This is a genomic window from Psychrobium sp. nBUS_13, from assembly GCF_051201665.1.
In the GTDB taxonomy this organism is placed as follows: domain Bacteria; phylum Pseudomonadota; class Gammaproteobacteria; order Enterobacterales; family Psychrobiaceae; genus Psychrobium.
Genome location: NZ_CP179210.1, coordinates 2,558,928 through 2,578,557 on the forward strand (window position 1 = coordinate 2,558,928; position 19,630 = coordinate 2,578,557).

The 19,630-nt window shown below is 39.7% G+C and carries 17 protein-coding genes and 5 pseudogenes; 8 read left to right on the forward strand and 14 right to left on the reverse strand.

Annotated features, from left to right (window positions below; translation table 11 throughout):
* Window positions 1-84: 84 nt before the first annotated feature.
* Window positions 85-1,236, reverse strand: coding sequence for a 3-hydroxy-D-aspartate aldolase BhcC (bhcC, locus tag ACMAZF_RS11680; RefSeq protein ID WP_435274009.1), 1,152 nt, complete (start codon window positions 1,234-1,236; stop codon window positions 85-87).
* A gap of 40 nt (window positions 1,237-1,276) precedes the next feature.
* Window positions 1,277-2,254 (reverse strand): beta-hydroxyaspartate dehydratase BhcB, encoded by a 978-nt coding sequence (gene bhcB, locus ACMAZF_RS11685; RefSeq protein WP_435274010.1) that lies wholly within the window; start codon window positions 2,252-2,254, stop codon window positions 1,277-1,279.
* Between the two features lie 274 nt (window positions 2,255-2,528).
* On the opposite strand from bhcB, the gene ACMAZF_RS11690 reads away from it, so the two are divergent.
* Both ACMAZF_RS11690 and ACMAZF_RS11695 read left to right on the forward strand, forming a co-directional pair.
* Entirely contained in the window at window positions 2,529-3,305 is a 777-nt protein-coding gene (locus tag ACMAZF_RS11690; protein WP_435274011.1) for an IclR family transcriptional regulator, read from the forward strand.
* A 115-nt stretch (window positions 3,306-3,420) separates the two neighbouring features.
* Entirely contained in the window at window positions 3,421-3,852 is a 432-nt protein-coding gene (locus tag ACMAZF_RS11695) for a GlcG/HbpS family heme-binding protein (protein ID WP_435274012.1), read from the forward strand.
* 795 nt (window positions 3,853-4,647) lie between these two features.
* On the opposite strand, the pseudogene ACMAZF_RS11700 reads toward ACMAZF_RS11695, so the two are convergent.
* The 6 genes and pseudogenes from ACMAZF_RS11700 to istA all read right to left on the reverse strand — a co-directional run.
* Window positions 4,648-5,691: pseudogene (locus ACMAZF_RS11700) on the reverse strand (IS256 family transposase); the annotation flags it as partial.
* A 7-nt stretch (window positions 5,692-5,698) separates the two neighbouring features.
* A complete protein-coding gene (gene tnpC / locus ACMAZF_RS11705) occupies window positions 5,699-7,120 on the reverse strand; it encodes an IS66 family transposase (RefSeq protein ID WP_435274013.1) in 1,422 nt (473 codons plus the stop codon).
* Between the two features lie 115 nt (window positions 7,121-7,235).
* Window positions 7,236-7,403, reverse strand: coding sequence for a hypothetical protein (locus ACMAZF_RS11710; protein ID WP_435277296.1), 168 nt, complete (start codon window positions 7,401-7,403; stop codon window positions 7,236-7,238).
* Between the two features lie 100 nt (window positions 7,404-7,503).
* Window positions 7,504-7,593 (reverse strand): annotated as a pseudogene (locus ACMAZF_RS11715) (helix-turn-helix domain-containing protein); the annotation flags it as partial.
* A 247-nt stretch (window positions 7,594-7,840) separates the two neighbouring features.
* Window positions 7,841-8,605, reverse strand: a complete 765-nt coding sequence (gene istB / locus ACMAZF_RS11720; protein ID WP_435274014.1) for an IS21-like element helper ATPase IstB — start codon at window positions 8,603-8,605, stop codon at window positions 7,841-7,843.
* Window positions 8,606-8,636: 31 nt separating this feature from the next.
* Window positions 8,637-10,181, reverse strand: coding sequence for an IS21 family transposase (gene istA, locus ACMAZF_RS11725; protein ID WP_435274015.1), 1,545 nt, complete (start codon window positions 10,179-10,181; stop codon window positions 8,637-8,639).
* Window positions 10,182-10,373: 192 nt separating this feature from the next.
* On the opposite strand from istA, the pseudogene ACMAZF_RS11730 reads away from it, so the two are divergent.
* The 4 genes and pseudogenes from ACMAZF_RS11730 to ACMAZF_RS11745 all read left to right on the forward strand — a co-directional run.
* Window positions 10,374-10,646, forward strand: a pseudogene (locus ACMAZF_RS11730) (hypothetical protein); the annotation flags it as partial.
* On the forward strand, window positions 10,643-10,999 hold the full coding sequence (gene tnpB, locus ACMAZF_RS11735) for an IS66 family insertion sequence element accessory protein TnpB (protein WP_435274016.1): 357 nt from the start codon (window positions 10,643-10,645) through the stop codon (window positions 10,997-10,999). The pseudogene ACMAZF_RS11730 and the gene tnpB (ACMAZF_RS11735), both read left to right, overlap by 4 nt.
* A 109-nt stretch (window positions 11,000-11,108) precedes the next feature.
* Complete coding sequence (gene tnpC, locus ACMAZF_RS11740) at window positions 11,109-12,134, forward strand: IS66 family transposase (protein WP_435274017.1); 1,026 nt, start codon at window positions 11,109-11,111, stop codon at window positions 12,132-12,134.
* A gap of 2 nt (window positions 12,135-12,136) precedes the next feature.
* Entirely contained in the window at window positions 12,137-12,598 is a 462-nt protein-coding gene (locus tag ACMAZF_RS11745) for an IS66 family transposase (protein ID WP_435277236.1), read from the forward strand.
* 14 nt (window positions 12,599-12,612) lie between these two features.
* On the opposite strand, the gene tnpC (ACMAZF_RS11750) is transcribed toward ACMAZF_RS11745, so the two are convergent.
* From tnpC (ACMAZF_RS11750) to ACMAZF_RS11765, 4 genes and pseudogenes are all read right to left on the reverse strand, one after another.
* Window positions 12,613-14,157: an IS66 family transposase gene (gene tnpC, locus ACMAZF_RS11750; RefSeq protein ID WP_435274018.1), complete on the reverse strand. Its 1,545-nt coding sequence runs from the start codon at window positions 14,155-14,157 to the stop codon at window positions 12,613-12,615.
* 93 nt (window positions 14,158-14,250) lie between these two features.
* Window positions 14,251-14,601 (reverse strand): IS66 family insertion sequence element accessory protein TnpB, encoded by a 351-nt coding sequence (tnpB, locus tag ACMAZF_RS11755; protein WP_435274019.1) that lies wholly within the window; start codon window positions 14,599-14,601, stop codon window positions 14,251-14,253.
* On the reverse strand, window positions 14,585-14,896 hold the full coding sequence (gene tnpA, locus ACMAZF_RS11760; RefSeq protein ID WP_435274020.1) for an IS66 family insertion sequence element accessory protein TnpA: 312 nt from the start codon (window positions 14,894-14,896) through the stop codon (window positions 14,585-14,587). The genes tnpB (ACMAZF_RS11755) and tnpA overlap by 17 nt, the downstream gene beginning before the upstream one ends.
* Window positions 14,897-15,464: 568 nt before the next feature.
* Window positions 15,465-16,496: pseudogene (locus ACMAZF_RS11765) on the reverse strand (IS630 family transposase).
* Window positions 16,497-16,561: 65 nt separating this feature from the next.
* Between ACMAZF_RS11765 and ACMAZF_RS11770 the strand changes: the two are divergent.
* Window positions 16,562-16,876, forward strand: a pseudogene (locus ACMAZF_RS11770) (peptidylprolyl isomerase); the annotation flags it as partial.
* Between the two features lie 143 nt (window positions 16,877-17,019).
* Window positions 17,020-17,781: an IS5 family transposase gene (locus ACMAZF_RS11775; RefSeq protein WP_435274021.1), complete on the forward strand. Its 762-nt coding sequence runs from the start codon at window positions 17,020-17,022 to the stop codon at window positions 17,779-17,781.
* Window positions 17,782-17,968: 187 nt separating this feature from the next.
* Here the strand turns inward: ACMAZF_RS11775 and ACMAZF_RS11780 are convergent, their stop codons facing one another.
* A complete protein-coding gene (locus ACMAZF_RS11780) occupies window positions 17,969-18,622 on the reverse strand; it encodes a LysE family translocator (RefSeq protein ID WP_435274022.1) in 654 nt (217 codons plus the stop codon).
* Window positions 18,622-19,575 carry a lipoprotein NlpI gene (gene nlpI / locus ACMAZF_RS11785; RefSeq protein ID WP_435274023.1) on the reverse strand — a complete coding sequence of 318 codons (954 nt, stop codon included), beginning with the start codon at window positions 19,573-19,575 and terminating at the stop codon, window positions 18,622-18,624. Before nlpI ends, ACMAZF_RS11780 begins: the two co-directional genes overlap by 1 nt.
* Between the last annotated feature and the right edge of the window lie 55 nt (window positions 19,576-19,630).

Consider the following 19,630-nt stretch of genomic DNA (forward strand, 5'->3'; position numbering starts at 1 on the left):
CATACTAGTTGGGAACTAAGTAATCTATATTTAAACCTTATATTTTCGCCCTTTGGGAAACGCCGCAATTTTCTAAACTAGCTGCTAGTAAGCTTTACCCCTAGCAGAGACAGGCCACACTGTTTCAACTTTACCATTGCGAACACCTATGTAGTAATCGTGAACATTACAAGTTGGATCACAATGACCAGGAACTAATTTTAGCTTTTGATTAATACTTAATGCGCCATTAGGATCTGAGATGACGCCATGCTCGTCAGAACATTTAATGTATTCAACATCGTCTCGCCCAAAAATATAAGGTAAGCCACTATCCACAGACTGTGCCTTTAATCCTGCATCACAAATGGCTTTATCTGCTTTAGAATGACTCATCACTGACGTTAGTATGAATAATGAATTCTCAAACTCAGAAATTTTTTCACCATTTTCATTATGAATTCTTTGGTAGTCAGCATCCATAAATGCGTATGAGCCACATTGTAATTCATTAAACACCCCAGATTTACCTTCAAAGTAGTATGAACCTGTACCACCACCACCAACAATGTCACATTCAAGCCCTTCACTTTTTAACATGTCGATAGTTCGAGCAACCATGCCAATAGCAATGTCAATTTTTTCCTTACGTTCTTGGTAACTTTCTAGATGCTGCATCGCCCCTTGATAGGCTTGAATTCCTGAAAATTTAAGACCTGGCGTTGCAGAAATTGCTTTTGCTATATCAACTACCGGCTGACCTTCGCTTACACCACAACGACCAGCACCACAATCAATCTCAACTAAACATTCAATTTCTGTACCGTGTTTTTTAACGGCAGCAGCAAGTTCTGCAACATTATCTATATCATCCACACAACATAATATACGAGCACCTAATTTCGGCATACGTGCTAAACGATCAATTTTATCAGGGTCACGTACTTGGTTAGAAACTAAAACGTCTTTAATACCACCTCTTGCGAATACTTCTGCCTCAGAAACTTTTTGACAACATACACCACAACTATCTCCAAGTTTTTCTTGTAATAAAGCTATATCAACAGATTTATGCATTTTTCCATGTACTCGATGACGTACCCCCATATCTTTAGCGTATTGTCCCATGGTTGTAATATTGCGCTCTAAAGCATCAAGATCTACCACTAAACAAGGAGTTTGAATATCTGCCTCGTCCATGCCTGGTAATGCAGCAACTTCGTATCCTACTTCTAAATCTTTTATATTTGTCATCATTTTCTCCAAGTTTTTCAATTGATATTATTTAGTTCTAGTCTTATTTTTTCATCCACGGCAATTTATCTAAATCAACATTACCACCTGTTAAAATTACTCCAACTCGCTTCCCTTTAAACACATCAGGATTTTTGAGAATGATAGCCAAAGTTACAGCACTGCTCGGTTCAACAACAATTTTCATTCTTAACCAAATGAGTTTCATTGCATCAACAATCTCATCTTCAGTCGCGGTTAAAATATCAGTCACGTGATTTTTGACAAAATGCCAAGTTAAATCTTTTAAAGGAACTTTTAGACCATCAGCTACAGTATTGGGCGCATCATCTGCAATGATATGACCAGCTTTAAATGATCTTGCTGCATCGTCTGCATTTACTGGTTCAGCTGCATAAATTTTGATATTTGGAGCCACATTAGATAAGGTCAAGCATGTACCAGAGATCATGCCGCCGCCACCAATAGGCGCTACCACCATATCTAAGTCTTCCACTTGACTAACTAGCTCTTTTGAACAAGTAGCTTGACCTGCAATAACACGAGGATCGTTATAAGGGTGTACAAAATCAGCTCCAGATTTAGCAACTACTTCTGCGAATACCGCTTCGCGGGAACTGGTTGAGGGCTCACACTCAACTATGGTGCCGCCATAACCAATAACCGCATCTTTTTTCGCTTGTGGTGCTGTTCTAGGCATCACTACTGTAACAGGAATTCCTCTCTGCCCTGCTGCATAAGAAAGTGATAATGCGTGATTCCCTGAAGAATGGGTAGCCACACCAATTCGGGCTTCTTCATCGCTTAATCCAAAAACGGCGTTGCAAGCACCACGTACTTTAAATGCAGCAGCTTTTTGTAAATTTTCACACTTGAAAAACAATTCTGCCCCCGTTAAGTTATTCAAAAAAATTGAAGTTAAAACAGGTGTTTTATGGATGTAGGGCTTAATTCGCTCATGGGCAATTAATACATCATCATAAGTTGGAATATACATTTTCTGTTGGCTTGAATCTTTCATATCTTCCTCACGCATTCCATCATAATTTTTTGTCTTAATAATAAAATCATATCTTTATGTTTGTTGATAATTTAAACATTTGTTAAATTATTAAATTAACTCTATTGAAAAAATTAATATCAAGCAAACCACAATGATTTCATATTATGAAACTTATAATTAGTAAGAGCTTAATTAGGGGAGCCTTGTTTCGTATTATGAAAAAACAAATACTTTGTATAGGATATGTTGTATTGTAGTATTTAAATTATTATAGGCACTGGATTGTTAAATTATGAAAGAAAGTAAACCAGAATCGAGAATTCAGGTTATTGATCGGGCTGCCGCATTACTAGATTCAATATCACGTTACTCTATGCCTGTAACGTTAAAAGCACTCAGTGCTGATACTAATTTAGCGCCTTCAACAACTTTTAGAATCTTGCACTCACTTATTGATAATAACTTTGTTGAAACAAAGAGTAAGGGTAAGTATCAATTAAGTGGTCGTTTAATAAGACTTAGTCATTATAAAAATGTAGCAGTAGATTTTCGTAAAATAGCTTTACCATATATGGAGAAACTAAGAGACCTTTTTGGTGAAACGATAAATTTAACTATTCGAGAGGGTGATGTAGTCATTTACATTGAAAAAGCTATTCCAGATAGGATGATGCATGTTCACCAGCTCATTGGCAGTCGTGCGCCTTTACATGTTACAGGCGTGGGTAAAATGATGCTAGGAAGAGAGGGGAGAGACGGAATTATTGGTTATGCTAAGCGTACAAATTTACCAACTTATACACGCAAAACTTTCTCAAAATTAGAGCCCCTTGTAGATGAGTGTGTAAAATGTGTTGAACAAGGTTACGCTTATGATAATGAAGAAGCTGAAATCGGAGTAGGCTGTATAGGCGTTTTGTTGTATGACAAATACGACGAAGTTATAGCTGGTTTGTCAGTTTCTGCACCTATTCAAAGAAGAAAAGATGAGTGGATTAAAGCTCTGGTAAAAGCTGGAAAATCAATTTCTCTTGAACTAGGTTATATTAAAAATAAAAAAAATAATTAACCCGTTCAAATAAAAAGTTTTAAATAAATCAGGTAATCAAACGATTCTTTTATAAGAATCGTTGCTTTCGAACTTTTTAATATATTAGTATTTTAAAATACTAAAGGGGTTAAACATGTTAACTATCAATAGATTAAATCAAAAAGAGGCTAAATCCATTATCGATGGAGCTGTACAAAAAGCAGATGAACTAGGTGTGCCTATGTGTATTTCTGTCGTTGATGAATCTGGCAATTTAATTGCATTCGAAAGAATGGATGGTGGTAAAATTCACAGTATCACTATTTCTCAAGACAAAGCTTTTACGGCTGCTTCAGCGCGTAAAGGAACCCATGAATTTAATCAAGCATGTATACCTGGTCATGAAAATAATTTGTTTGGTATACATACTGCATTAGGTGGACGAATGTGCATAGTTGGAGGCGGTTTACCTATAACTTGCAAGGGTATTGTTGTCGGTGGAATAGGTGTCAGTTCAGGCTCCCCTGAGCAAGACTTAGGCTGTGCACAAGCAGGAGTTGATATATTTAAAAAAATTTTAGCCTAGTCTTGATAATGGATATATAGGAATGCAGCAGAGAAAATCTGTCACTCTACAAAAAAATTGATAATAATGTACAGTAAGTCGACGTGATAACAATGATAGTTAACTCGCTCTGATTTTAAGCTACGGAAAGCCTTTTTGTGGTAAACAATCAAAGTGATTTGAAGTATCTGCCTGAACTGCTAGTAAAGGTCGTAGTACTAAAATTCAAATAGCCGTTTCAAATGTCCCATAATTTAAAGCAGGTAAAGCATTAAAAGGTACATGTAACAGCTGAAAGACATTTTTAATAGCTCACAACAATCAAACCTATCTCAGTTTGTGCCGTGCGACGTGAAGTCGTATGTAACGCTGTTCACCGCGATAAGAGTGAACCATCTGTATCACCAGATGACCCTAAGACTCTGAATAAAGTAGCGAGTCTGACAATGTAACAAAGTCCATTGGACGGGAAAATAATCGCGAGAGGATGTTCCTTCTGATAACCACAAGTCGGGTAAGTGCTAGGGAGTCAGTATGATGAATGAAAGTGAACCCATGTAAGATGCGTAATGCGAGAAGCAGCGGAAGTGGTTAATACGCTGTGGCCAAAACGGCAACGAGGGAAGGAAAGAGGTTGGCACGTACTCTTTCGTGATCGAGAGTCCCTTCGCATTATGCGTTCCATGCGGAACACGGTAAGGCTGGAGAAAGCTAATGCTGCGTTGTAATGATGCAGATACAGGCTAATGTCTGACACGAAAGTGAGCCCACTTCCAGCTGGGAGGGCGTTCAATATTCTGTGTCAGGCTTAATTTTCTAAATATCAATGACGCTATCTAAACGCCCCTCAAAATATATCGCTAACTGAGAAACACACAAGCTCCAGTTATGGATTGGCATCGTCCATTTCTCAGAAGCATTCAATATGCCAGCATACAACAGCTTCAACAAGCTATTTTCGTTCGGGAATGCGCCTTTCGTCTTTGTTAACTTTCTAAACTGACGATGAACCGCTTCAACGGCGTTCGTGGTATATATCACCTTCCTGATGTGCTCAGGGTACTTAAAATAGTGAGATAGATTGTGCCACTTCCTGCGCCAGGAATTAATAACCAGCGGATATTTTTCGCCCCACTTCTCTTCTAGTTTATCGAGTGCTAATTCAGCTGCTTCCTTTGTGGGTGCACGATAGACAGGTTTTAAATCGGCCATAAAGGCTTTCTGATTTTTAGACGCGACGTACTTAAGTGAGTTTCGAATTTGATGAATGATGCAAAGCTGTGTTTCTGTCTCAGGAAAGATAGCTGCTATGGCTTCAGGAAAGCCGGTTAGCCCATCTACGCAGGCAATAAGAATATCTTTAACACCGCGATTATTAAGGTCGGTCAGCACTGAAAGCCAATAATTAGCCCCTTCGTTTTCTGATAAATGCAACCCTAATATCTCTTTTTTACCCTGCATATTAAGTGCTAATAACGTGTAGACAGCTTTGCTGATGTAGCGACCGTTTTCTTTGACCTTATAATGAATAGCATCGAGCCAAACAATTGGGTAATGGCTATCTAATGGCCTTTGTTGCCATGCTTTAAGCTCAGGAATAAGCTTGTCAGTGACTGCGCTAATCGTTCCTGTGGCCACGTTAATACCGTACATCTCCTCTACATGTGCATTGATATCACGATAACTCATTCCCAAGCTAAACATCGAGAGTATTTTGCGATCGATTTCATCTGATAGTGAGGTTTGATTTTTCTTCACTAATTGAGGTTCAAATGTTCCATTGCGGTCTCGCGGAGTGTCGAGTTCAAAATTACCAGACGGGTGTTTGATGTTTTTACTTGTTCTGCCATTCTTTCTATTAGAGTAACTACTCAGCAGGGGGGAAGATATTTGGTAGTGCTCCGTTTAATAATAATGACAAAGCAGTAGACGCACTGACCCCTTGTTTTTTACAACTTGACAGGTAGCTTCTAAGGCCAAAAAACATGACGGAACCATGCTTGCTTCTAAAGCAGCCCGATATCTTTTGCTGAACTTTCACCATTCTCAAATCATTTTCACCCTGATTGTTCGTGAAAGGCACAATTTTATCCACCATAAATCTGAGTACATCATCTTCGTAACTCTGTAATCGCTCTAATAAATTGCGCGATTTTGATTTCTTAGGGCGTCCACGTTTCCCGACGATTATCGCTGGCGGAGGGCTTTCGTGTTCACCCTCTTTTAAAATATCTCGATATTGAAGGCGACTCATTAATTGTCTTTTGTCGCTAATCACTCCACCGCTATCTTCAACTTCCTGATTAAGCTCTATTAAAAAAATACGCATCGTTTCAGCCCAGCTCTTGCCATCCTGTTCGTATGCACGTGTGAGTTCTCGCAGATGATGAGCATTGCATAAAGCATGTTGACAATCATAACGATAGTACGGCTTCCAGTGATCATGACACATCACACCAGTGAAGTCGGGTAGTATTCCAATGGCATTGATGGCATCACAACCTCGTTTCTCATGAGCCGATAGATAGGTCCATTTTAATGATGATGCATTGTGTAACCATTGACGTTGACCGTTAATGTTAATGCCTGTTTCATCAGCATGAAGCACTGATTCATTCTTCAAACTTTCCTTGATGAATTCAAGCGCATTCGTCTCATCGAGATGACGGTAAGCTGTATTAATGAAGTTGTACAGACTGCCACTACTCAGTGGAATGTTAAGTTGGTCGGTAAAATATTCACGAATACGCTCGTAAGGGAGTAGCTGATATTGAGACAAGTAAACCGCGTGAGCCTTTAGCCCATTACCATATTGAATTCGACTATTAACCCCCGTTGGAAATGGAGCAACGAATCGCTTACCAAATTCGTTTTCAAGAATTTGGGCTTGGTATTGAGTTACGACGCGCTTAAACTCTATATCCACTACCTGACGGGTTTCCACCCCCATATCGGTATAACTCCCTGGTGGTAATAGCGTTCTATCAAGAACTATTTTATGGTTGATATCAGGTCGTTCATCAAGCGGTAAAGTTGTTCCTTTATGACCGAGTTGCCCACCCGATGCATTTGAACTATTAGCGTTAGGCTTCTTTTTTCGATTAGGATCTGATGATGGTGGTTTACTGCTATTTCGACTGTTAAGGCCTAACCGTTGGGACAATAAAGTGACGATAAGCAACAATAAATCGATAGCGGCACGCATTGATGGGGACAATGTTTTATCCGTCTCGATTTGCTTTTTTATGTTGTCGATATTTTTTTCAATATCGATGCCGCTTATTTTCATTGCTCAAACTACTGAATAGAGAGACCCATAGAATAACGGCTCAGAATGATCAAGCAAGTCGATCATTTTTTATTTTTCAATTAATTTAAAACACTAGCTTTGAAGTGCTGAGTAGTTACCTATTAGATTGATTATCGTTGGCTAAGTGGTGCTCTAGTTCGGCATTAAGAGCCGCTTCGGTTAATTGCTTAATCAAAGGGCCTAAGATGCCATCTTTACCAGTGAGGCTTTTACCAGCTTGTAAATCTGTTAATGCTTGCTCAAAATCAAAAGAGTTAGTCATGTGTCATTCCTGTTTTATTATATTCTACTGAAATGACACAGAATTATGAACACTCCCTACAACTAGTTTCAAAGTTTTACCTGAAATAAACTACTCTCTTTTAATCGTTTTTTCTCTCTAATAAATCTTCAACTTCACATTCAAACAATTCACAAAGTTTATCAATTGCATCTAAATCGATTCGTTGAGCTGTTTCTTTATACTACAAAGTTATAGTGTTTCTATTTAAGCCTGCATCTCTATACACAGTAAGCACCTAACCAACCACCTAATTCTCTAGCCATTAGCATTAGCCTATGATCTCTTTAATTATTTAAGGAGATCATCATGCGACGAACACAACAACAATGGTTCCACTTGCGTAATAACATGATGTTGATCGGTCAATAACATTGATGCTGATCGCTTTTTTATCACTCTATAGACCTCACTAAAATCTAACTTGAGTGATCAGCATCAGTCAAGGAATTTAGTTTTTTACGCATCGATTCTCCTTTTAATTCTAACTTTATTGCACCGTGAACGAGCCGATCTAAAATAGCATCGGCATGAGTCGATTCTCCGATCATTTCATACCAATTTTCTATCGGTAATTGGCTGGCAATTAAGGTCGATTTCGTATCATATCTGGCATCAATTAATTCGAGTAAATCACTGCGTTGTTGAGCCGTTAATGGCTCTAATCCCCAATCATCTAAGATCAACAAATTAGCACTACTCAGCTTGTTGATGAGTTTGCGATAACTTCCATCAGCTTGCGCAAGAAACATTTTTTCTAATAGCTCTTTAAGTCTAAAATAATAAACACTAAACCCTTGTTGGCAATGGTTGTGACCAAGGGCGCACGCTAGGTACGTTTTGCCACACCCCGTTGCACCAGTGATCAGTATGTTTTGATGAAGGCGAAGCCACTCTCCTTGTGCCAGTGAGCGGATTTTTGTTTTATCTAGTTGACGTGCTGCACCATAGTTGAGCTGACTAAGTGTACCGCCAACTCTGAATTTAGCTTGACGAGTTAAACGCTCAATTTTACGCTGTTCTCGCTGAGTTACTTCGTTTTCCAGTAGTAAGCTCAGTCGCTCTTCAAAGCTTTGCTCTACGTAGAGATTGGGATGTTCATTTTGATGCAATAGCGCATCACGTATACCGCTTAGTTTTAAGCTACTTAATTGGCTACTGATTTGTTGAGTTATATTTTGCATGGTTTTACCTTCATTTTATTGAATGTTGAGGTTAGTGGTAATAGTGGCTACCACGGATATTTTGATGCTCGATCTCTTGTAATAAATCTCCTTGAGCTTCAGGTAATGGTTGTTTATCCAACCCTTTGTCTAAGATCGCTTTTACTTGTTTTACGCGCGTAATACCTGTAGCTAAGGCGCGATAACAAGCCGCTTCAAGTCGTTGAACGCTATACTTCTTTCCTAAACTCAATAAGCCCATACAAGCACGGTAGCTCTGCTCGGGGTGCTTTTTAGCTTGCATCAATTGCATAACAAATTGCTCAGTAGATGTGCCAAATTTAGCCGCCCAACGTTCAAATCGTTGTGGTGTCCATTGCTGCTGTTTTTGATGAGCGATGGGCATATGCAGCTCAAGCGTGGTGTGTGCCCCTTCTCGGTGTGATCTTGGGTGAACGGCGACTTGCACGCCTTGATGATAAAGTGTCACCAACTGCCCTGTGGCATGGGCTTCGAGCTTTTGTTTGATTAAGGTATGTGGTACTGAGTAGTAGTGTTTTTCCACTTCGACATGATAATCAATATGCACGCTAACTTGTTTCACTAATGTATAGCTGTAAGCTTGTGTGGGCAGTGGTTTGAGTGCAGGCTTATCAATAGTTTCAAACTGACTGAGCCTTGAGCCAGGATGTTTTTTCATTTGCCTCTGGTTTAAATCAACGAGAAGCGCTTGTATTTTCAAATTAAGTTGACGCAAGCTGAAGAAGGTTTCATTGCGAAGACGAGCCATGATCCAGCGTTCAACGATTTGAACGCCTACTTCTGCTTTAGATTTATCTTTTGGTTTATAAGGCCTAGCAGGCACAATAACCGTATCGTAATGTGTCGCTAACTGTTGGTACGTCGGGTTTAAATCAGGCTCATATCGACAGTGTTTGGTTACAGCGCTTTTTAAATTATCTGGAATAACTAATTCAGGCACGCCACCTAGAAACTCAAAACAACGGGCGTGACTCATTACCCAATCTTCGAGCTTTTGACTGTAGGTTGCCTCAGCATAGGTGTAATTAGATGCGCCCATGACTGCGACGAATACTTGTGCAGTACGGCATTCACCTGTACTGGCATCAACAATAGTCATGGTTGGGCCACAGTAATCTACAAAGAGTTTTTCACCGGCTTTATGATTTTGTCGCATCGATGGCTTTTGGCATTTAAGCCATGATTTATATTGGCGACAATAATGATTGTAGCTGTAATAACCTTCAGGGTGGCGCTCTTTGTATTCTTCCCATAACAGTAATAGTGTCATCGTTTTCTGGCGTAGCTCTTGCTGAACTACCGACCAATCAGGTAATACATAGCGTTTGGGCTGAGTTTTTGTATTGAAAAATGCTTGTCTAAGGGATTGATCATCCCATTTATCAGGTAAAGGCCAAGTAGTTATCTCAAGTTGAGCAGCTCGATTGGCATAAGTTGAAACAGAGCCTGACGATATTGACAAGCTTTTTGCAATTTGACGGTGAGTTAATTTACAGCCGTACTTTAACCGAATAATCTCTTTTAATTTACGCATAGAAATAGGTGCCGTTGGCATGGTTACCCTCATCATCAAAAAAGAGAAAAGGATAACGGTTAAAAACACCTATAGAGGAGATAAAAAAGGATGAAATTCGAGCATTAATCTAAGCTAAAAACTCAATAACATTTTTCCCAAAAGTGATCAGCATCGATGTTATTGGGTGATCAAGATGGATGTTAATATGCAGTTACACTTTTTAAAAACCAAAATGAAAGTGATTTATCAATAAAACAGTTTTGCCTTGAACACTGTATATCCACGTCTAACTTTTACAAAAACAAAGCAAAATTCACCTCTGAAACGTCAATAGTCACAACCACTGTTCAATCTCCGTTTTCTCAAATTCACTTGGCAGAGCCTGAGCACAGAGGCACTGTGCCCCTACATGACATTAAGCTAAATATCGGTAATATTGAGCTAACACTCGATAGTAAAACTGAGGTGAGCTGGCTCGTCAATTTAGTGGGGCAACTCACATGAAGATGTTTATTCAGCCTTCTGCCGTTTATTTGCATCGTGACCCCGTTGCTTTTAGAAAACAAATTGATGGCCTTGCAGCTATTGTTGAACTGACGATGAAGGAGTCGTTAAGCTCAGGCGCTTTATTTGTTTTTTGCTCAAAGCAACGTAACAAATTGAAATTACTTTACTGGGATAAAACGGGGTTTTGTTTGTGGTACAAACGCCTTGAAAAAGACAAATTCAAGTGGCCTAAAAAGCATGAGCCCACCGCTATTAAAATAGATGAAGAGCAGTTACTCTGGTTACTGCGAGGTTTTGATATTAGTGCAATAAAACCACATAGATACATCGAGTTCGACTCGGTTTTCTAGTCGTTTTTTGTTATAATCCAACCATGAAAAATCATCAGCTTAGCCAAGAAAACAAGCAATTACAACAACGCATTTTAGCGCTAGAAACTCAGTTGTCTGAGCAGAAAGTGTGCTTGACGATAAAGAGAAAACAATCACTAAAAAGTCCGACAAAATCGCCTCATTAGAAGAATACATTCGCTATATGAACCAACAACGGTTTGGTGCATCGAGTGAAAAATGGTCTCCTGACCAATTAGGCTTATTTGACGAAGCTGAGCTATTAAGTGATGAAGACGACGCTGAAGAAAATACAACACTCGTTCTTGCACATCAACGCAAAACAAAGCGTGTATCATTTCCAGATAACCTGTCTGTCATCGACATTATTCATGATTTAGGTGAGGATGAAAAATTCTGCCCTCATGACAACCAAGCATTAAGACATTTTAGTGATGAATGCCATAAGCAACTGGATTACATTCCTGCGAAGATAACCGTTTTAAACCACGTTCGCCGTAAATACATGTGCCCGTGTTGTAATGATTATTTTATTACCGCCAAAAAGCCCCCGCAACCGATTGAAAAGTCAATCGCCAGTCCAGGATTATTATCTCAAATAGCTACGCATAAATATTGTGACGGTTTACCGCTTTACCGTCAGAGCAACCTTATTTTTAAACGCTTAGGCGTTGAGCTTGACTCAACCAGTATGGCGAACTGGATGATTAAGTGTGGTCAGCTAGTGCAACCCCTGATTAATTTAGGGCTTTATGTACTAAGAGCACAAAACGTGCTTTTTATGGATGAAACCGTCACTCAGGTACTAAAAGAAGCGGGGCGTAGTGCGAGCCAACAAAGTCGTATGTGGATAATGACCAATAATTCCGACCAGCGCATGGTATTGTTTCACTACAGCCCTACCAGAGAAAGCAGCGTGGCCGAGCTTATGCTCGGTGATTTTAAGGGTACGTTAATGACGGATGGTTATGCGGTTTACGATGCTGTAGCGAAAATCAATGATTTAACGCACTTAGGTTGCTGGGCACATGCTAGACGTTACTTTAAAGAAGCCAGTGATGCACAACCTAAAGGACGGTTGGAAAACCCGAGCAGGCGTTATCCTATATTCAAAAACTATTTCGGATCGAAGTAAAAATAAAAGCAGAGACAACGGATAAAAAATATCGCGTTCGGCAACAAGAAAGCGCCCCAGTATTAGTGGCGTTAAAGAAGTGGCTCGATAAATCCTTAAAGCACCCCGTAAAATCAGCCAAGTTAACGAATGCGCTCACCTATTTAAGTAATCAGTGGTGCAAATTGAGTCGGTATACGGAGAATGGCGCGTGGCCGATAGATAATAATCATGCTGAAAATTGCACTAGACCTTTTGTTGTTGGTCGAAAAAACTGGCTGTCCTCTACGAGCGTAGAGGGAGCCAAGGCCAGTGCGAATTTATACAGCTTGGTTGAGAGTGCAAAAGCAAACAACTTAGATCCGTCAGCTTATTTAAAAACAGTCTTTACTCTGTTACCCCAAGCAGAAACCGTTGACGATATTGAGACATTCGGCCTTGGAATATCAATAAGGTGGTTGGTTAGGTGCTTAGTAAGAGTCTAGGCAACGACACCTAGCTATTTAAAATTCCAAGGCATTAGTGATTCAAGAGCATCAGGATTTTCAGCAATCTGCTCTAAACAGTGGGATATATAGTCATGTACAACAAGGCCGTTAGCCTTAGCGGTTTCCACCAAACTATAGAGAACGGCGCTGGCTTTCGCACCTCTTGGGGTATGGGAAAACAACCAAGCCTTGCGTCCAATCACAAACGGTTTTATGGCTCGTTCTGCACGATTGTTATCAATACTTAACTTACCATCATCAAGGTAGCGTTTGAATTTTTCATACTGATTCAGTGCATAGGTAATGGCTTTTGACAGCGGCCTTTGCGGAGACAGTTTTTCTTTGTGCTCTACAAGCCAGTGATAAAACTCTTCGACAATGGGTTTGGCTTGTTGTTGGCGAGCCTTGTATTTTTCATCGTCCTTCATCTCTTTAAGCGATTGCTCTATACCATAGAGTTTACCAATGAAGTTAAGCGCTACGTCGGCTTTACCGGTTGTCTTGTTGTTGCCTTTTGCTTCAATGAACTTGCGACGGATATGAGCAAGACAAGCCACTAAAGTGGCGCTGGTTTTTTCATAACCTTTGTAGCCATCAACGTGCATGTAACCTGAGTAATCATCGAGAAAATCAATGGCGCATTGTCCTGCACGACTGTTGTGATAATCAAATAAGACGATGTTTGTCTTACCTTCAGGTTTGTCATCACCGCAACAATATAACCACATATAGCTGGTCGCTTTGTTAGCTTTGATAACCTTGAGCGGTGTTTCATCCGCATGAATCGCAGGTTGTTGGAGTAACTGTTCTTTGAGTGTGTCATACAACGGTTCAAGCAGTTCGCTACAACGAACCATCCAACTCGACATGGTTTTACGATTAATCGTTATGCCGATATCGCCAAACCACGTTTCTTGTCGATACAACGGTAAGCCAAACTGATACTTACAGGTAATGATTTGACTGAGTAAACTTGGCGTAGCAATACTTTTAGGGATAGGAGTTGACGGCATAGGCGCTATCTGGATATCGCTTTGTATGCCCTCTTTTTCACACGCTCTGCATGCGTATTTGGGACGAACGGTTTTAATAACCTTGATATGAGCAGGTACAAATTCGAGCGTTTCACTTTCTGCTTCCCCCATTTTATGTAACGCACTTTGACAGTGACTACAGACTTTAGCGTCGTCGTGTAAATCAACCACCACCTCTTTGCGAGGTAAGGCCTCGGGTAATGGTGTGCGCTTGGGTTTTGCTTTTTCGGTGTGTGGTTCATCATTGGCGATGAGGAGCGCTTTTTCTGTGTCAGACAGCGTTTCTATGTCATCCAATTGAGCTTCTACTTCGTTAAATACTTCACCAGCCCCTGGCATTTTCTCTGACTTTTTGCCGTATTCTTTGGCAATCTTGGCGTTATACGCATCAAGTAGTTCTTGATAGAGAGACTTTTGCTGCGCTAACTCTTTGTTTTGCTTTTGCACAACGTACTGCAACTCAAGCAGCATGCTCTTGAGTTGTTCTGGGTCGTTGGGCAATGTGTTGGCATCAAATTTCATGCCGTCAGTGTAGCAATGTTATAGCGCCATTGTGACTGTTCAGCTCAAATAGAAAATCTGATCGTGTCAACGATCGTTGACTTGTGTATTGCGCTATCCCAGATCGGACTGATAATGTAATTCTTGATGACCAAGGACATCGTAACCAGACAATAGCCAAGTGAGTTGTTGCTCTGTTAACACAACATCCTCGCTATCAAGTTGACTTGGCCATTTGAATTTGTGTTTTTCAAGGCGTTTATACCACAGGGCAAAGCCCGTTTTATCCCAATAGACTAATTTCAATTTATCTTTGGCTTTATTAGAGAATAAGAACAGTGCGCCGGTGTAGGCATCGTATTTAAGCTCTTGCTCTACAATAGCAATAAGGCCATCGATGGACTTTCGAAAATCGACTACATCGCGATACAGATAGACAGCGCTTGGATTAACAAACATCTTCATGATGCAACCCCTTAAGCAGCTGTGCCAAGTACATTGGCGATGTTGATTGTGGTAAGCACACCTTGGCGAGGCCTACAGTAAGAACAATAGGAGCTATTTCTGTATTAATTTTTAACGGTTGAGTGACGCTGACTTTTACAAAGCTTGATGTTTCCTTAGTTAACTTCTTCTTAGTTGCATAAAAGGCTGTGGTTGAAATGTTATTGTCGCGGCAAAAATCACTAACGCTCAAGCCACTGGATTGGTGCAGATTAATGATGTCTTGCCATTGTTCGAGGCTTCGATGTTTACTCATGTTAATCTCCTTAATAAAATTGGAGATACCCTATCCAAGATCACTTATGAAAGGTATGTGTCTTTGGCGAGACGCTTACGGTGCTTACTATACACATTCATGATCTTCATTCTATATACGTATGTTTTTACCCTTTCGATAAACATTACCTGAATAATACTTTCTAATCCAATCTATACATTACACAGTCTCACAATGAGTGCTTTGGGCTGTATTTAGTACTTCTAGGCAAGTAAATATTAAAGGTTTATTTAAAATGGACGAAACGGAGCTATGAGAGTATCTTATTTTGAAATAAGTGATATTTAATTAACAATGAAATTTATTGATGAAATATTTTTCATGATTATTTCTAATGCTTCTCAACTCTAGCACCAGATATTTCAAGGTAATAAAAACAGGATTAAAAATAGATAAGCACATAAAAAACAAAGAAAAAATTGTGGCCCCTCAGTGATTTTAACACTAGACCTACCGATTACGAGTCGAACTCAATCCATTACTAGAGCCTCATCACGCTGAGCAATTTCGTAAACTGGCTAAAGAAGACTTTTATACTAAATCAACTTCAAAGTGCAGTTTTTAATATTTGAAAATTATCATTGATCGTATCGTCAAGTGTATTGGCAATATCGGGTAATGTTGACTAAAAAAAATCGCTAATACGCCGTAGATACTCTTTAGTACTTGAAAAATATTGGCTATTTCTCGCATTTTTGTTCATTACCTTCCATAGCCGTTCTATTGGGTTTAAATTAGGACTATAGGGTGGTAAATAATGTAACTTGATATTGAGCTTTTCGGCTTCATCAATCACTATCTGATTACGGTGATAACCAGCACCATCAAGAACCATATGAAGCATACCGCTCGTCTGATAATTGGCTCTGACTTCATTTAAAAAATCAACGATAGATTCACCGTTGACTGTCTTATTATATTGCCTTATCACTGCTTCCTCTAAGTGACCCAATCGGATAGCTCCCACTACATTAATTCGTGTTCGACTTCCTGTGGTTTTAATGGGTTTATTTTCCCCTTTTTTAATCCAGCCTGCCGTGATTTTTGTCGCTTGTGTTGGATGAACAGCATCCATAAACAAGATTGGCTCATTAGGGGCCAGCGTTGATTTAAGCTGGTTATAATGTGCGATAAAAGCTGCTTGCTTTTCCTCATCAAAATTATGAGGAACGCCTTTGGGCTTTTTATAACTAAAGCCATGCTGATGTAACCATTTATTGAGACCAGGCACCGTGTATTTAATGTCGTACTCACTCTCAATATGATCAAGTATTTGATGGCTATGTAGGTAAGTTACTTCACACAGGTGTGCAATTAACTGTTGCGTTTGCTGATGATTAAGATAACTAGTAGAGCCGCCGCTGTTGATGGTTAATTTTTCACGACGAATGTAGTCATCAATATATCTAACAACTGACGTTTCGTGAATGCGTAACGCTTGAGCAATCATTGGCGAAGACCAGCCTTCGTCACGCAATAGAATAGCTTTAATTCGATCGCACTCACGCTTATCTCTCGCTTTTTTATGTCGAGATTCTAACGTTTCTTTTTGAATGTCGGTGAGAGCAATCTTTTTCATGTGACTATCATGATCTCATTAGCTAAAAAATCAAGCACTTTCAATGATCACGGGTATATAAAGGACTAAATTTTTATCGCTTTGTTGAAAACTTTGTCGCTCAAGGCGGCGACATGCTAGAAAAACGTGACGTAAAAACGGCGAAAAATAACATAAAATCTGAACGTATTCATCACGCTAAAACGTCACTCCCTGTTACCTATTTAAAATCAGGTGACGGTTATGCAAAGGATACTGGTTTTCTAAATGGTTTTGCTGTTGGCGCTAACAAAGCAAAAAATCAATATTGGCAAACTCATTGTCCGGGTGCCTTTGCCATGGCGCGTAGTAACGATCCTCACAGTGGTGGCACAGAGTTTTATACCAATTGCATTAAGTAAGTGATCTTGTTGTGCGTAGAGAAAATCAGCTAAAACAAGGCGCTCGATTGACTAGGGCGTGTTGATCTTTCGTGAGTGTTTTTTGAACGGCATGGTAAAGAGTTATAATTTGCTTCGCCAAAAATAAAACGATAACCAATACCATGCCAAGAACAATGCTAACTGATATTCGCTGGGAACTGCTACTCCAAGTTATGAAAAGTACAGGTCGTATTTACGATAAAATTGAACATCGAATGACATTTGAAGGAATACTTTATCGAATGAGAACAGGTATCCCTTGGCGAGATCTACCGTCTGAGTTCGGAGACTGGAATACCGTTTACAGACGATTTAATCTTTGGTCAAAGAAAGGGATTTTAGATAAGCTTTTCAGAAGTTTATCTAGCATGGCTGATTTTGAATGGGTCTTTCTTGATGGCTCTATAGTTCGAGCGCATCAGCATAGTACAGGGGCAGCGACTGAAAGCTCAGAGCAAATAGGAAAAAGTCGCGGGGGCAACTCAACCAAAATTCACTTAGCCGTGGATAGTGGTGGCTTGCCGATTTGCTTTGATTTATCAGAAGGACAACGCCACGATATAGTGCATGGCGAAAGCTTGGTTGAGCAACTCGATGAAGTTAATACCATCATTTGTGATAAAGGATATGACAGCGAACCTTTCCGTACTTTTGTTAAAGAACGTGGCGGAGAAACGGTAATTGCGAAACGCAATTACGGACAAGATATAGACAAAGACAGTATGGATTGGTGTCTATACGAGTATCGTCACTTGGTCGAAAATGCCTTTGGCAGAATTAAGCATTATCGAGCTATTTCAAGTAGATATGACAAGCTAGAAAGGAATTATGCCAGCATGTTATCGCTGGCATTCATGTTAATGTGGCTACCGATGTATTGTTGAATACGAAATGTACAGCAAAGATCAACACGCCCTAATAGCTGGCTATTAGGATTGAGAGCAACGCCATTTTAGTTAATTTTAACAAGTACAAGTGGGCAAATATTTAATGCAATTGGTATAATTAAAGCGCAGATAATAAAAAGCCCGTAATTTTACGGGCTTTAAAACAATGTATTTACACGAACGGTTATAAGGAACTAAAGGCCACCTTAATGGCTAAACCAATAAGTACCACGCCCATTACCCAATCAAAATAATGTCCCATCGTTAAGAACTTATTACGCACAGCCGCTTTACTTAACACCAAAGAAACAAAACAAAACCATGTCATTGTCGCTAATGATAAATATATAGCGTAAGTGCCTAACCATAAGCTCGGTGTGTCATGAGACACAACCACAGAGAAAATAGATAAAAAGAACAACGTTGCCTTAGGGTTCAAAACATTAGTAATAAAACCCAAACCAAAGGCTTTGCGTCCACTTTGCTCTTCGGCTCTAACTTGTTGATTAAATTGCTCTGGCTCACTTGCCTTAACACGCAACGATTTATAACCAATAAAGGCTAAATACGCCGCACAAGCGTACTTGAGTATGTCAAACAACAACGGTGAGTTTTTAATGAGCAAACCAATACCAACGGCACTATAGGCAACGTGTACCAAAATAGCACTGCCAATACCTATGCTGGTGATAATTGCATTTCGTTTTCCATAACGAATACTTTGCTTAACGACGACAGCTAAATCTGGCCCAGGGCTAGCCAAGGCAAAAAAGTGAGCAGCGGCTAATATAAATAGTTGACTAAAAAACAACGAATTAAAAGATACAGCATCAAACATTACGACGACTTCCCAGCCTCCGCTTGTTGTTTCTCATGAGCAATCTGTTTTTGTTTGTGCAGCTCTAATCGTGTTTCAAGTAATTCACGACGCGCAAAGCGATGTTCGACGAACTCGTACACATTAGTCGACAAGGCAAGTTTAAAGTAATTAAGCGCCAATTCTGGTTGGTCATACATGCGAGCAAAAACACCTAAGTAAAAATACGCTTCACATAAGCGTTCAGCCAGCTGAGTTGGGTTTTCAATATTGCGGCCTAAACCATTGATAAACTGAGCTTGTGAAATATTCATTAAGAACAAATCAATAATCTGTCTGCCCCACACGTTTGCTTTAATGCCTTCACGGCTCGCGCGTAACTGTTTTAAAGCGCCAGCTTTATCAAGCTTGTTTTGGGCTAAATAGCGCCAAATAACACGATAAGGGTCCGTTTTATCAAATTCATGAAACTTCGTTAAGTCTTCAATCGCTAATTTAGGTTTACCGCCATAATGAAGTGAAACACCACGATTGAGATAAACATACTGGTGTTCAGGCGCTAATTCTATCGTTGCATCAAAGGCTTCATACGCTTTATCAAACTGACCAATCAGCGTGTAATGAACGCCAATAAAGTTGTAAGCATCGGCCATTTGCGGATTAACGCGAAGCGCTCTATTAAAATCGATACGGGCAAGACTTGGCAAACCAAAGCTGTCATATAACAAACCTCGATCATAAAATCCCTTCGCACGTTGCTCGTTCGTCAGATCTTCTTTAGTCAAAAAATCAGATATTCGGGCTAGCGCAACTTCTTTTTTAAAATCGATTGGCAGCGGCTCACTAATAATCAATTGCCCAAAAGGACTATTCGCTTGGACAGGCTCTTGAGCTGTTGAAGAGTTTGTTGATTGACAACCTGCAAGCCCAATAACTGCTAACAAAATGACCGATTGACTAAGTCTTGAAAACATTAAAAAAATTCCAAATAAAAATGTTGCTCTACTATGCCACAGCCCTCTGTTGATG